Source organism: Neorhizobium alkalisoli (assembly GCF_007829835.1).
Taxonomy (GTDB): Bacteria; Pseudomonadota; Alphaproteobacteria; order Rhizobiales; family Rhizobiaceae; genus Neorhizobium.
On record NZ_VIWP01000015.1, the window covers coordinates 49,486 to 62,090 of the forward strand.

At 60.6% G+C, this 12,605-nt stretch carries 14 protein-coding genes; 7 read left to right on the forward strand and 7 right to left on the reverse strand.

Features of this window, described 5'->3' with window-relative positions; all coding sequences use genetic code 11:
* Positions 1 to 174: 174 nt before the first annotated feature.
* Positions 175 to 1,392 carry an AI-2E family transporter gene (locus tag FHW37_RS30340; protein ID WP_186458478.1) on the forward strand — a complete coding sequence of 406 codons (1,218 nt, stop codon included), beginning with the start codon at positions 175 to 177 and terminating at the stop codon, positions 1,390 to 1,392.
* Positions 1,393 to 1,490: 98 nt separating this feature from the next.
* A complete protein-coding gene (locus FHW37_RS30345; RefSeq protein ID WP_145643296.1) occupies positions 1,491 to 1,937 on the forward strand; it encodes a hypothetical protein in 447 nt (148 codons plus the stop codon).
* A 5-nt stretch (positions 1,938 to 1,942) separates the two neighbouring features.
* On the opposite strand, the gene FHW37_RS30350 is transcribed toward FHW37_RS30345, so the two are convergent.
* Positions 1,943 to 3,070, reverse strand: a complete 1,128-nt coding sequence (locus tag FHW37_RS30350; RefSeq protein ID WP_145643297.1) for a DUF2336 domain-containing protein — start codon at positions 3,068 to 3,070, stop codon at positions 1,943 to 1,945.
* A gap of 108 nt (positions 3,071 to 3,178) precedes the next feature.
* Between FHW37_RS30350 and FHW37_RS30355 the strand changes: the two genes are divergently transcribed.
* Positions 3,179 to 3,823, forward strand: a complete 645-nt coding sequence (locus tag FHW37_RS30355) for a hypothetical protein (protein ID WP_145643298.1) — start codon at positions 3,179 to 3,181, stop codon at positions 3,821 to 3,823.
* A gap of 13 nt (positions 3,824 to 3,836) precedes the next feature.
* Here the strand turns inward: FHW37_RS30355 and FHW37_RS30360 are convergent, their stop codons facing one another.
* Both FHW37_RS30360 and FHW37_RS30365 read right to left on the reverse strand, forming a co-directional pair.
* A complete protein-coding gene (locus FHW37_RS30360; RefSeq protein WP_145643299.1) occupies positions 3,837 to 4,439 on the reverse strand; it encodes a flavin reductase family protein in 603 nt (200 codons plus the stop codon).
* The gene (locus FHW37_RS30365) at positions 4,439 to 5,026 is read right to left on the reverse strand and encodes a nitroreductase family protein (protein WP_145643300.1); all 588 of its coding nucleotides are present in this window, start codon (positions 5,024 to 5,026) and stop codon (positions 4,439 to 4,441) included. Before FHW37_RS30365 ends, FHW37_RS30360 begins: the two co-directional genes overlap by 1 nt.
* 106 nt (positions 5,027 to 5,132) lie before the next feature.
* Here FHW37_RS30365 and FHW37_RS30370 point away from each other — a divergent pair, with 106 nt between their 5' ends.
* The gene (locus FHW37_RS30370) at positions 5,133 to 6,119 is read left to right on the forward strand and encodes a hypothetical protein (RefSeq protein ID WP_145643301.1); all 987 of its coding nucleotides are present in this window, start codon (positions 5,133 to 5,135) and stop codon (positions 6,117 to 6,119) included.
* 46 nt (positions 6,120 to 6,165) lie between these two features.
* Here FHW37_RS30370 and FHW37_RS30375 read toward each other — a convergent pair whose 3' ends face one another.
* The 4 genes from FHW37_RS30375 to FHW37_RS30390 form a co-directional block, all read right to left on the reverse strand.
* Positions 6,166 to 7,011, reverse strand: coding sequence for a lysophospholipid acyltransferase family protein (locus FHW37_RS30375; protein ID WP_145643302.1), 846 nt, complete (start codon positions 7,009 to 7,011; stop codon positions 6,166 to 6,168).
* A gap of 119 nt (positions 7,012 to 7,130) precedes the next feature.
* Entirely contained in the window at positions 7,131 to 9,152 is a 2,022-nt protein-coding gene (thrS, locus tag FHW37_RS30380) for a threonine--tRNA ligase (RefSeq protein ID WP_145643303.1), read from the reverse strand.
* A 133-nt stretch (positions 9,153 to 9,285) separates the two neighbouring features.
* Positions 9,286 to 9,657: a membrane protein insertion efficiency factor YidD gene (gene yidD / locus FHW37_RS30385; RefSeq protein WP_145643304.1), complete on the reverse strand. Its 372-nt coding sequence runs from the start codon at positions 9,655 to 9,657 to the stop codon at positions 9,286 to 9,288.
* A 4-nt stretch (positions 9,658 to 9,661) separates the two neighbouring features.
* Positions 9,662 to 10,123, reverse strand: coding sequence for an iron-sulfur cluster assembly scaffold protein (locus tag FHW37_RS30390; protein WP_145643305.1), 462 nt, complete (start codon positions 10,121 to 10,123; stop codon positions 9,662 to 9,664).
* 276 nt (positions 10,124 to 10,399) lie between these two features.
* On the opposite strand from FHW37_RS30390, the gene folE reads away from it, so the two are divergent.
* The 3 genes from folE (at position 10,400) to FHW37_RS30405 (ending at position 12,563) form a co-directional block, all read left to right on the forward strand.
* The gene (gene folE, locus FHW37_RS30395; protein ID WP_145643306.1) at positions 10,400 to 11,014 is read left to right on the forward strand and encodes a GTP cyclohydrolase I FolE; all 615 of its coding nucleotides are present in this window, start codon (positions 10,400 to 10,402) and stop codon (positions 11,012 to 11,014) included.
* Between the two features lie 22 nt (positions 11,015 to 11,036).
* Positions 11,037 to 11,495, forward strand: coding sequence for a phosphoribosyl-AMP cyclohydrolase (gene hisI / locus FHW37_RS30400; RefSeq protein ID WP_145643307.1), 459 nt, complete (start codon positions 11,037 to 11,039; stop codon positions 11,493 to 11,495).
* A 108-nt stretch (positions 11,496 to 11,603) separates the two neighbouring features.
* Positions 11,604 to 12,563 carry a patatin-like phospholipase family protein gene (locus tag FHW37_RS30405; RefSeq protein ID WP_145643308.1) on the forward strand — a complete coding sequence of 320 codons (960 nt, stop codon included), beginning with the start codon at positions 11,604 to 11,606 and terminating at the stop codon, positions 12,561 to 12,563.
* Positions 12,564 to 12,605 lie beyond the last annotated feature (42 nt).

The following is a 12,605-nucleotide window of genomic DNA, read 5'->3' on the forward strand; positions in this document are numbered from 1 at the left end:
TTTTGTCGAGAGGCGTTTGCGCAACGCAGATAGAAATAGGGAGTTTCATATTTCTATCGTATCCAGCTTGTAGGGCAGACAAGTAACGGGCCGTTTAGCCGACTGCTATTATGCTTGCAGCCATGGGATCGATATACCATATCTGGACGACAAAGATTGGGAGCGGCAGCAGACGTGAGTATCAATAGCGATCGTGACGGAAAAAAAGAGCCGCGCTGGCTTGGGCCGGTGGCGCCGAGCAGGATCGCTCTCATTCCGCCGATTTCCGCCGCACGCTGGCTGCTGGTCCTTGTGGCCGCGGCGGCCATCTATTTCTTCCACGGTTTTCTCGTCCCGGTCCTCGCAGCGCTGGTGATCGGCTTTGCAAGCTGGCCGCTTTACAAGAAACTGCTGTACCGCACCGGTGGCAATACGACGATCGGCGCGACGCTCGCGATCATCTTCATCCTGATCTTCCTGATCGTGCCGATCGGCATTGCCATCAGCTATACGATCGGTGAAGTCCGCCAGTGGATCATCTGGGCAGCCGAGGTCAACCGTTTTGGCGCACCGCCACCGGCCTGGATAACCGCTCTTCCGTGGGCCGGTGAGTGGCTGGGCGTGCAGTGGGCGCGCCATGTCGGGTCTCCCGGTTCGATCGGCGAACTTGTTCAGCTCGTCAGCGGCGCCAATATCGGCAATATCTATCGTGCCGTGATCGCTGCTGGGGATGGCGCATTCCACGTTCTCCTCACCATGCTGTTCATGCTGATCGCGCTGTTCTTCGTCTACCGCGACGGCGCTGCATTCACCACGCAGCTGGACCTGCTCGGCGAACGTATACTGCCGACCCGCTGGGAACGCATCTCGCGCGTCGTGCCGGCAACGATCAGTTCGACGGTCACCGGCATGACGCTGATTGCCATCGGCGAAGGCATCGTACTCGGTATTGCCTACTGGATCGCCGGCGTCCCCTCGCCTGTTACGCTCGGTGTCATTACCGGCGTGATGGCGCTGATCCCTGGCGGCGCGCCGCTGTCGTTCACGCTGGTATCGGTCTATCTGGTTGCCAACGGCTCCTATGTTGCCGGTATTGCCCTGCTGACATGGGGTACGGTCGAACTTTTCATCGTCGACAAGACAGTGCGGCCGCGCCTCGTCGGCGGCCCGATAAAGCTTCCCTTCCTTCCGACCTTCTTCGGCCTTGTCGGCGGGGTCAAGACGATGGGCTTCCTCGGGCTTTTCATTGGCCCGGTGCTGATGGCGCTGATCGTCTCGATCTGGCGCGAATGGATCCGCGAGGTCAAAATGGCTGAAACCGTGCAGCAGGATGGCGACCCCAGCCAGACCATTCAGCCGCCGCCACAGCCCGGCTCCGAGCTGCCCTATGTCCGGAAAGCCTCCAATCCCTGAAACACGCTGCCGCGAGAAATCGCAGCGCCGTGGATAACATGCCTTCGTCGCGTCACGATTGCCATCTCTAAGGCCTGAACAGGTTCAAGGAGAAATGCATGAATTCCGCGCTGATCATCATGACCATTCTCGGCTGCAATGACAGCGGAACGGATTGCCACTACATCGCCACCGTCAACCAGCGCTGGCCGACGATCGCGATGTGCGATTCGGTCTCGGAAAAGCAGCTGCCTTCCTATGCGAACCAGCCCTATCCGGTGATCATCGCCGTCTGCCAGAATCCGGAAACGATTGCCGGCAATCCGTCCGAGACGACCGAAAAGACCGCTCAGGCACCCGCATCGGAACAGGCTCCTGCCCCGGTGCCGACGCCTGCGGACGGACAGGAAGTCAGTCAGGCCGAGAAGGAAACGCTGGCAGGCAGGGCAATCCAGCGCGTCCGCAATGTCCTGCCGACGACGGAAGGGGTCAAAACCCTGATGAACAAGCCCGTACGGCTGGTTGAGGACGGTTATTCCTGGGTCGCCCGGCGCGTCTCGAACTGACGGCCTCAGGCGGCCAGGCAGACGTCGCTGGCATAGGCGCGAGCACGGGCCCTGATTTCCAGCCGGTTCAGTTTCTCGATCATGTCCATCATCTCGGCGATGGATGCGCTTTCCTGCGCCTTTCTTGAGAAACGCTCGATCAGCATGGCGCAGATGTCGCCGGCACTTCTGTCGGCCGTGGCATCGCGCCAGAGAAACACCGCCTCGACGAAGACCAGGGCAATCTCTCGGCTAAGCCCGCAGGACAGGAAAAGGGCGCGGACGGCATGTTCACGCCCGGTGGCGAGGATCGGCCGCACACGCCGCTCTCCAAGCCCGGAAAGGCTGGAAACGGCGCAGGAGACGAAGTCCGCCTTGCCGGCGCAGAGCGCATGGATGAGAAAGGCTGGCGTCAGGCGGCCTGTGATGCGCAGATGTTCGACCAGCGACGGAATTTCGTCGGCACCGGCGTCGCTGGCAATCGCCACGGTCGCAGCCTCCTCCGCCTCGCGGCCCATATGGTCGAGCCTGCCGCCGCCGATCGCCGAACGAACCAGCCCGCTTGAGAGGATGGCGTCGGCGACATGGCGCACCAGCATGTGGCGCGCGTCGGCCGGAAGGGTTTCGCGCTCGAGCAGAAGATTGCGGATCGTCATCTGCCGGCCGAATCGTTCGGCCATCCGGCGAAGCGACGAGCGGGTAATATCGGCAGTCGGGTTTTCGAGCAGAAGGACGATTTCGGTTTCGTCACCGATTTCAGCGATGGCGGCGGCCACACCACGTGTTACGCCGGGTCGCGAGGCAATCAGACCTCGTGTCACCTCGTCGCCGCGGCCGGCAAGATCGACCAGATCCGATTCGCTCAAAACCGGCGAGCAGGCGATGATCGTGCAGGCGACTTCGGGCTGGTCTTCGGCAAGGGTCATGACTATGGCCCGCGGCGCGTCCGGCGACGTGCAGACGGCCTCTGCCAGCGCCAGCCTTACCCGCGGCGACGGATCGTCGAGAAGGTAGGTCATCGCCAGACCGGCTGCCTTGCGTTCTTCGCCTCCCATCTGCGACTGCAGATAGGCTCTGGCCAGAGCATCGGCCGCCTTGGCGCGATCAGCCACTTTTGCTGTCTCCGCCCAACGAAGAAATGCCTGTACGATCACGACGCGCCTCGGTAATACACCGCAATTCCCCCTGGAACCGCTCAAGGTCACGCTAGGGGTAAAAAGTTTAAGATTGGTTCACCATGTTTGCTAACCAGGCCCGGTGACATGATGATGCGCTCCTTCCTCCTCCCTGGAGCCATTCCGGACATGATTCCAGCAGCAGCCGCCGACTGGCTGGTCATCGATATTATCCGTTTTTCCGAAATGATTGCCGTCCAAGCTGAGTCGGCCGAGTCGCTCGCCAAGGAACCAATTGGTCTCGCCGCCCTGTTGCCGCCAATTGCCTCTCCCCGAATGGAAGAGTCGCTGGTCGCTGCATTGCGGCTGCGGGCAACGATGGTGGTTCTGTCCGGAACGGAAGGGTGTGCCGATATCCAGCGGCTGGACATGCTGCTGCGGCTCGAAGAAGCGCGACTCGGCCTGGCCGACGGCAGCACTGGCATTGCGGCGCTCCTCAATGCGGGCGGAGTGCTGCAGGCCAGAAACATGCACCAATGGAGCCGCCGCCTTCGTGCCGTCGGTCTCGATCTTGAGGAAACAGCGTTTTCGGCTGAGTCGGAAACTGTCAGCTTTGCACGGGCGCAGATTGCTCTTGGTGCAAAAGCGGCGGGAATAGTCGCGATCGGCACCGGGCGCCCTGCCCGGCCCGAGGATTTTCAAGCGCAATGCATCGCCGCGCGTGAAAACGGTTTTAGCGGCATGTTTGTCCGCGACCTCGAGCAAACCGAGATCGCCAACGTCATTTTCTGATGACCGGACCGATTTATTTCGGCCGCGTCAGTTCGAACATCCCGAGCCCGGCATCCGCATAGTCGCGATATCCCATGCGCCCGATCGGGGCTGCGAGCGACATGTCGACTCGTCCGTTACGGATGATGTCTTCCCGAATATGAATGCCAACGACTTCACCGAATACCATGAAGGATGTCGAAAGCCCGCCATCGATGCCCTTCGGCTGAATGACCTCCGTCAGCCTGCATTCGAGCGCTGTATAGGCTTCCTCGACGTAAGGTGCATCGACGATCTGCCCCATGGCAGGTGTGAGCCCGGCAAGCTCGAATTCGTTGACGCCATATTCGACCGAAGCTGATGAGGCGTTCATCTTGTCGGCGAGGTCACGGCTGACAAGACTCGCGGTGAAGACACCCGTCTCCTCCACGTTGCGCAGGCTGTCCTTGCGGCCGGACGATGAAAACATCACCAGCTTGGGCTCATCCGAAACAATGTTGAAGAAGGAATAGGGCGAGAGGTTCAGCGAGCAGTCCCGCCCCTTCGTGCCTATCCAGCCGATCGGACGCGGCGCCACGATCGCCTTGAAAGGGTCGTGGCGCATGCCATGGGCATTGTCGTCCGTCCGGTAGAACATCAGGCTTGCTCCTCGCCTGCATAGGTGACGACGTCGGCAAGCTGCGGACGCGGCCGGTCCGGCGTCGGGAAATCGCTGGAGCCGATATGGACGAAGCCTGCAACCTTTTCGCCCGGCTTGATACCGAGTGCCGGGAAGACGCGTTCGTCATAGGCGATCCATTCGGTGCGCCAGTTGGCGACATAGCCCTGAGCATTGGCGGCCATGATCATGTTGAGGCAAACGGCGCCAGCAGACAGAACCTGCTCCCATTCCGGGATTTTTGCATGCGGTGCTGCCGTGCTGATGACGGCGACGACGAGAGGCGCGCGGGTGAAGCGGCCGAGTTCCACCTCGCGGGCAGTTTCGGTCATGTCGGGGTTGCTTTCGAGCGACAGTTTCAGGAACTGCTCGCCGAGTGTTTTTCTGACATCACCCCGATAGACAACAAGCCGCCAGGGCGCGATCTTGCCGTGGTCGGGAACACGCACCGATGAGGTGAGGATGGCTTCCAGTTCAGACTGGGACGGGCCCGGGTCCTTGATCTGTGCGACCGGCGTGGAATGCCTGTCCTTCAGGTAATCGGAGAGCGTGACGTTATTTTCCATGGCTAAAGCTTCCATTCGCGGCTAGATGGTTGGAAGGTCTTGAAAATGCCCAAGCAGCGGTCTTCAAGTGGCCGTTCGCAAAACAAGAGTCAACGGTTTGCATCTCATGCCAGGCACTGCCTTTCTTTTCCGCGGTCTTCTCGCCTGCCTGATCACGCTTGCCGGGACGACGGCGGGTCATGCGCAGGAAGATGCGTTCAAGAGCTTTCACCAGCTCGACAGCACGACGAAGATGCCCAAGCTCAACGCGTTTTCCGCGACGGTCGGCGAATCGCCGGTCAGCACCGCGAAGGATGTGCGTTTCGAAGCGAAGCTGACGGCGGGCGGAGAAGCGATGCAGGAAGGGCTCGCCTGGCGGGTTTTCAGCCCACTTGCCGGCGTTGACGGCAAGCTGCCGCTCGTTGCGAGTTCCGATGGTGGTTCAGCTGCCTTCCAGCTGGCGCCGGGTGATTATTTCGTCAACGTCGCCTTTGGCCGCGCCGGCGTTACCAAGAAACTGACTGTGCCAACCTTGGGCCAGGTGGAAAAACAAACACTCGTTCTCGATGCCGGCGGCTTCATCCTCAATGCGGTTGCCGGTGCCGACCAGCGCATCCCGCCGAATCAGCTGAGCTTTGCCGTTTACTCCTCGGAAGTGCGCGAGAACGGCGACCGGGCTCTGGTCATGTCGGATGTGAAGCCGAACACGATCGTCAGGCTTGCGGCAGGCACATACCACATCGTTTCCGATTACGGTGATGTGAACGCCGTGGTGCGCGCCGATATCCAGGTCGAGGCCGGCAAGCTGACGCAGGCGGTACTCCAGCACCGCGCCGCACAGGTCAATCTCAAGCTCGTGTCACAGCCGGGTGGCGAAGCGATCGCCGATACCGCATGGTCGGTGCTGACGGCTGCGGGCGACGTGGTCAATGAAAGCGTCAGCGCCTTTCCGCAGATGGTCCTGACCGAAGGCGGCTATCTCGCGGTTGCCCGTAACAAGGACAAGATCTACCAGCGCGAATTCACCGTCAAAGCCGGCCGCAATGCCGATGTCGAGGTGTTGATGCGCGATGCGGCGCCGACGACCAGCGCCAATCTCGCTCCGCAGGACTGACGCTTTCGTTTCTGAGCGGGCGCCGAAGTTCCGGCGCTATGTGGCGTCAGGCCTTCTGCAGACGCCGCACCTTGCGGGCGGTCATCGGACGCATGGCAAAGACCGCCTCGTAGAGCATAGCCAGAAGGTCCTTGCGATCCGCAACCTTCGACATGTCTTCCCAGGTCATCATGCCGCCGACCTGCGCCTTGATCGAGGTGCCAGATAGCCGCTTGAATTCACGGATCAGCAGCGAAAGCCGCAGCGTCAGCGAAATCCGGCTGGCGATATGGAAGAGCCGGCCGTTCTGGCCCGCAAAATAGATCGGCACGACATTCGCCTTGGCCGACTGGATGAGCTTTGCCGGAAAGATTTTCCACGGCAGGTCTTCGACCGGGCCAAAACCCTTGCGTGCCGTGGCAACGCCGCCGGCCGGGAAGATGATGATCGTCGTGCCTTCCTGCAGCAGCCGGAGCGCCTCGTGGCGGGTCTGCATGTTGATCAGCACCGCCTCCTTGGTCTCCTCGAAGGAGACGGGCAGAGAATAGGGCGCCATTTCCGGCACCTTCAGAAGTTCGTTGTTGATCAGCACGCGGAAAGGCCGGCCGAGCTGTTCGGCAAGCGCCAGGACGGCAATGCCGTCGCCGATGCCGAACGGATGGTTGGCGACGATGACGAGCGGCCGATCCGGCATGTCCGGCGGCGGCCAGCTGCCTTGCACGTCGAGGCTGACGTCGATCAGATCGAGCATCTTGCCGAAGACACGGTCGCTCTTGCCGGCAATATCGGTGCGCCAGATGTCGTAGAGACGGGCGTAACGGTCACGGCCAGAGAGGCCTTCGATAGAACGAATGAACCAGCGCTTCAGGCGCGGGTCCTTTTCATTCGCGTAGGAAAGTTCCTTGAAGCGCAAGTCGATCTCCGCGGAACATTCCGCCCAAATTGGTGAAAAGGCATTATTGCAAGTTTATTGCAGATTTCTGACAGCGCCCGTCACAGTCCGTGTCGGGCGCTGTCTCTTCACACCAAAATCTAGGCTGCCTTTTTGGCAGCCTTGCGGCGCTTGACATCCGGCGGCGTCGCTTCGTCCGTCAGGCTCGCGATCGCCTCGTCCAAGCTCATCGCGGTCTGGGCCTGCGAGCCGAGGCGGCGGATGTTGACCGAACGCTCTTCGGCTTCCTTCTTGCCGCAGACGATGATGACCGGAACCTTCGTGACCGAGTGTTCGCGGACCTTGTAGTTGATCTTCTCGTTGCGGAAGTCGGTCTCGACGTTGAGACCGGCATCGCGCAGAGCTTCAGCAACTTCACGGCCGTAATCGTCGGCATCCGAAGTGATCGTTGCCACGACGACCTGGGTCGGCGCGAACCAGAGCGGCATATGGCCGGCAAAGTTCTCGATCAGGATGCCGAGGAAACGCTCCATCGAACCGCAGATGGCGCGGTGGATCATCACCGGCTGCTGCTTTTCCGAATTGTGGTCGATATAGAAGGCGCCAAAACGTTCCGGCAGGTTGAAGTCGACCTGCGTCGTGCCGCACTGCCATTCGCGACCAATCGCGTCCTTCAGCGTGTATTCGAACTTCGGACCATAGAAAGCGCCCTCGCCCGGCAGAATGCCGGTCTTTATGCGGCCGCCCGACTGTTCCTCGATCGTCTTCAGCACATCCATCATCACGCTTTCGGCGCGATCCCAGAGGGCATCCGTGCCAACGCGCTTGTCCGGACGGGTCGACAGCTTGACGACGACTTCCTGGAAGCCGAAGTCTTCGTAGACCGACAGGATCAGGTCGTTGATACGCAGGCACTCGGCCGCCATCTGCTCGTCCGTGCAGAAGACGTGGGCATCGTCCTGCGTGAAGCCGCGCACGCGCATCAGGCCGTGAAGAGCGCCCGAGGCTTCGTAACGGTGCACAAGGCCGAATTCCGCGAGACGGATCGGCAGTTCGCGATAGGACTTCAGGCCATGCTTGAAGATCTGCACGTGACCCGGGCAGTTCATCGGCTTCAGCGCGAAGACGCGGTTATCAGCTTCCTTGTCGTCCTCATGCGTGAACGCATAGGCAGACTTCACCGCGAACATGTTTTCCTGGTACCAGCCCCAGTGACCGGACGTTTCCCAAAGCGAAGCGTCGAGCACCTGCGGCGCGTTGACTTCCTCGTACGTGCCGGCCAGGCGGCGGCGCATATAGGACGTCAGGGTCTGGAACATGCGCCAGCCTTTGCCATGCCAGAACACGACGCCCGGACCTTCTTCCTGGAAATGGAACAGGTCCATTTCGCGGCCGAGCTTGCGGTGGTCGCGCTTTTCGGCTTCCGCCAGGATATGGAGGTAGCTGTCGAGCTCTTCCTGGCTTGCCCAGGCAGTTGCGTAGATGCGGGTCAGCATCGGATTGTTGCTGTCGCCACGCCAATAGGCGCCGGCCACCTTCATCAGTTTGAAGGCAGTGCCGATCTGGCCCGTCGAGGCCATGTGCGGACCACGGCAGAGGTCGAACCACTTCCCCTGGCGATAGATCTTCAGATCCTGGTCTTCCGGGATCGCGTCGACGAGCTCGACCTTATAGGCCTCGCCCATGTCGGCAAACGTGTTGCGTGCCTTTTCGCGCGACCAGATTTCCTTGGTGAAGGGCTCATTGCGAGCGATGATTTCCTTCATCTTCGCTTCGATCTTCGGCAGGTCTTCGGGCGTGAAAGGCCAGTCTTCGCGACTGTCCGGGTGGACGCGCTTGAAGTCGTAATAAAAACCGTTCTCGATGACGGGGCCGATCGTCACCTGCGTGCCGGGCCACAGATCCTGCACGGCTTCCGCCATGACGTGGGCCGCATCGTGGCGGATCAGTTCCAGCGCGCGCGGGTCGGCACGGGTGATGATCTCGATCGAACCGTCGGTGACGGGATCGGAAAGATCCTGCACGGTGCCATTGATGGCAACGGCGACGGCCTTCTTGACCAGCGACTTGGAAATCGACTCGGCGACATCACGGCCGGTCGTGCCGGCGTCGAAAACGCGCAGCGAGCCATCGGGAAATGTAAGGGAAACGGATTGAGACATGACTTTCTCCTGTCCAGTCCCGCCAACGAATGCGGGTGGTGGCAAATGGCCGGAAATCATCCGGCGTCGAACGGGCGCGTGATAATGCTTTTCCGGCTTCTAGTAAAGCTTGACGCACCAAGGATAGTACGGGTCAGGAAGCCGTCTTCCGGTGCTTGCGCCAGTACCGCCATGGCATCCACCAGTGCTGGCGGCTCTCCAGAACTTCCTGCACGGGATCAAGCCCGCCAGTGCCGCCCGGTCCGCAACGCACGACCCTGAAGAGCGTCATCCAGCCGCCCGGCCAGAACCCGTGCCGGGCGATCGCCTCATAACCATATTCCGAACAGGTCGGGATATGGCGGCAGGAATTGCCGATGAAGCCGGACAGCGTCAGCTGGTAGACGCGGATCAGCCCCATGCCGAGAAGCCGCCCGGGCGTCTTTGCAAACGGACCGGACCAGTTGCGCGACCGTGACGGCGATTTCTTGTGGCCTTCATGCCCGCAGTCGGGAGCGCCGCACATGATCTCAGACGGCCGCCGTCTGGGCTTCGGACGCGCCGGCACCGCCGGCCTCGATCTGGTCGATCGCGTCGACCACTGCATCGAAGGTGAGCATGGTCGATGCGTGGCGGGCCTTGTAGTCCTTGACTGGCTTCAGATAGCGCATCTCCTCGAAACGGCCTTCCGGCCCCTCGCCGCCGTCTTTCAGCATGGCGAGCATGTCCGCCCGCGCCTGCCGCAATTCGCCGACGGTCGCGCCGACGACATGCCGGGCCATGATCGAGGATGATGCCTGTCCGAGCGCGCAGGCCCGCACCTCATGGGAGAAGTCGGTGACCACGCCATCTTCCAGCTTGAGGTATATCTTTACCTTCGAGCCGCAGAGTTTTGAATGTTTTTCGGACACGGCATCTGCATCGGCGAGCTTGCCGGCACGACCGATATTTCCTGCGAATTCGAGGATCTTGCTATTATAGATGTCGTCCATAGGGAACCAATCCGCCCTTTGATGCAATATTGAACAGATCGTCTCGCGGGACGGTCTACCAGAAAATCGATCCAGCCATTATATGTGGTCGGCAATCGCGGTCATCAAGAAACGGCGTTTTCACGAAATCCTACCGAAATGGGAATAGGATCTCTTGTAAATCAGCCTTTGCGGATCGATAAGCCGCATGACGGTGGCCGCAGCGTACAGATATGTACGCCGTGTGCAGAGTAAAGTCAGTCGGATGCGACCTTGAATCGCATCGGGAGTCGTTGAATGGATGCCATAGTGAAGAATTTTCCGGCCTCGAGCCAGAAGCAGCCGCAGCCGACGCAACAGGAAGTCGAAGAGGCGGTTCGCGTTCTCCTCCGCTGGACGGGTGATGATCCGGAACGCGAAGGCTTGCTGGATACACCCAAGCGCGTCGCCAATGCCTATCGCGAACTGTTCGGCGGTTACGCGGAGACGACCGAGGAAATTCTCGGCCGCACGTTCGAAGAAGTATCGGGTTATGACGATATCGTCCTCGTCCGTGATATTCCGTTCTTCTCGCATTGCGAACACCACATGCTGCCGATCATCGGCAAGGCGCATGTCGCCTACCTGCCGCAGGGCCGCGTTCTCGGCCTGTCGAAGATCGCCCGCGTCGTCGAGGTGTTCGGCCGCCGTCTGCAGACCCAGGAAAACCTGACGGCCCAGATCGCGAGCGCAATCGACGAAACGCTGAAGCCGCGCGGCGTCGCCGTGATGATCGAGGCACGCCATATGTGCATGGAAATGCGCGGCGTCCAGAAGCAGGGTTCGCATACTCTGACGACGACCTTCACCGGCGAGTTCAAGGCGAATGCAGCCGAGCAGGCCCGCTTCTTCACGCTTGCCCGCAATCCCTGATCAGTCTCAAGGCATCATCGACATGACGACCTTCTCCGAGCCTTCGAAGGACAAGGCTGTGCTCGAGGGCGATGGCGATTTCACGCCGCGCTTCGACGCCAATGGCCTTGTCACCGCCGTGGTGACAGACATTCGCGATGGCGAATTGCTGATGGTCGCGCATATGAATGAAGAAGCGCTGGCGCTGACGGTCGAGACCGGCATCGCCCATTATTACAGCCGCTCCCGTGCCGCCCTCTGGAAGAAGGGCGAAAGCTCCGGAAATCTGCAGACGGTACACGAGCTGCGCACCGACTGTGATCAGGACGTTGTCTGGCTGAAGGTCTCCATGGCAGGCCATGACGCCGCCTGCCATACCGGCCGACGGTCCTGTTTCTATCGTACGGTAAGAAAAGTTGACGATAGAATCCTCCTTGAAATAGACGGTTCTACGCGTCATTTTGATCCGGAAGACGTCTATTCCGGAAAAGCCGAGAAATAGAGCAACTGCTCCATTTTGTGACACGCACCCTCCGCATAAACGATTTCGCAACCTGCCAGTGCGTTAATTGCCGGATACGGGCTGTATTCCGGCTTGGAGGTTTATTCGATGCTGAATTGGAGTTGGGGGCGTAACGAGCGACAGACCGCATCGATGGATACCGGTGGCGCGCAAACATTGACCCCTCTCCCTCCGGCACCGGTTGCCAAACCGCCGAAAGCCAAGCTTTCCCTTGCTCTTGGTGGCGGCGCCGCACGTGGCTGGGCGCATATCGGCGTGTTGCGCGCGCTCGACGAAGCCGGCATCGAAGTCGGCATGATTGCCGGCACGTCGATCGGTGCCCTGGTGGGTGGCTGTTATCTCGCCGGCAAGCTCGATGAACTCGAAAATTTTGCCAGATCGCTGACCATGCGCCGCATGGCCGCCCTGCTTGATCTCACCATCGGCGGCAGTGGCCTGCTTGGCGGCATGCGTTTGACGAAGCGCATGCAGGAACATCTCGAGAATATGTCGATCGAGGATCTCGGCCGGCCTTTTGTTGCTGTCGCGACGGAGCTGAATACCGGCCACGAAGTCTGGATCTCAGGCGGCTCGCTGATCAATGGCCTGCGCGCATCCTATGCGCTGCCGGGGATTTTCGAGCCGGTGAAATGCAACAACCGCACGCTCGTCGACGGCGCGCTCGTCAATCCGGTGCCGACATCCGTCTGCCGTGCCTATGAGCAACCGCTCGTCGTTGCCGTCAACCTGAACTACGACGTCTTCGGCCGCTCTGCCGTGGTCAAGCATACCGCTGCCGTCGAAACGCTGGACGATATCAGCACCGAACGCGCCGATCCGCGCGTCGGCGTGACAAGGACGATGGTCCAGTCCTTCAACATCATCCAGGAACGTATTTCACGCGCACGCCTTGCCGGCGATCCGCCGGATCTCGCCCTGCATCCGCGCCTGAGCGATATCGGACTTTCCGAATTCCATCGTGCCGGCGAAGCGATCGATCGCGGTTACGAAGAGACGATGGCGCAGATTGCCGCGCTGAAGCGCATGCAGGAAGTGTTCGCCCGCTAGGCTTTCACTTTGTGAAGATGGGCGGACATTGTCCGCCCGAAA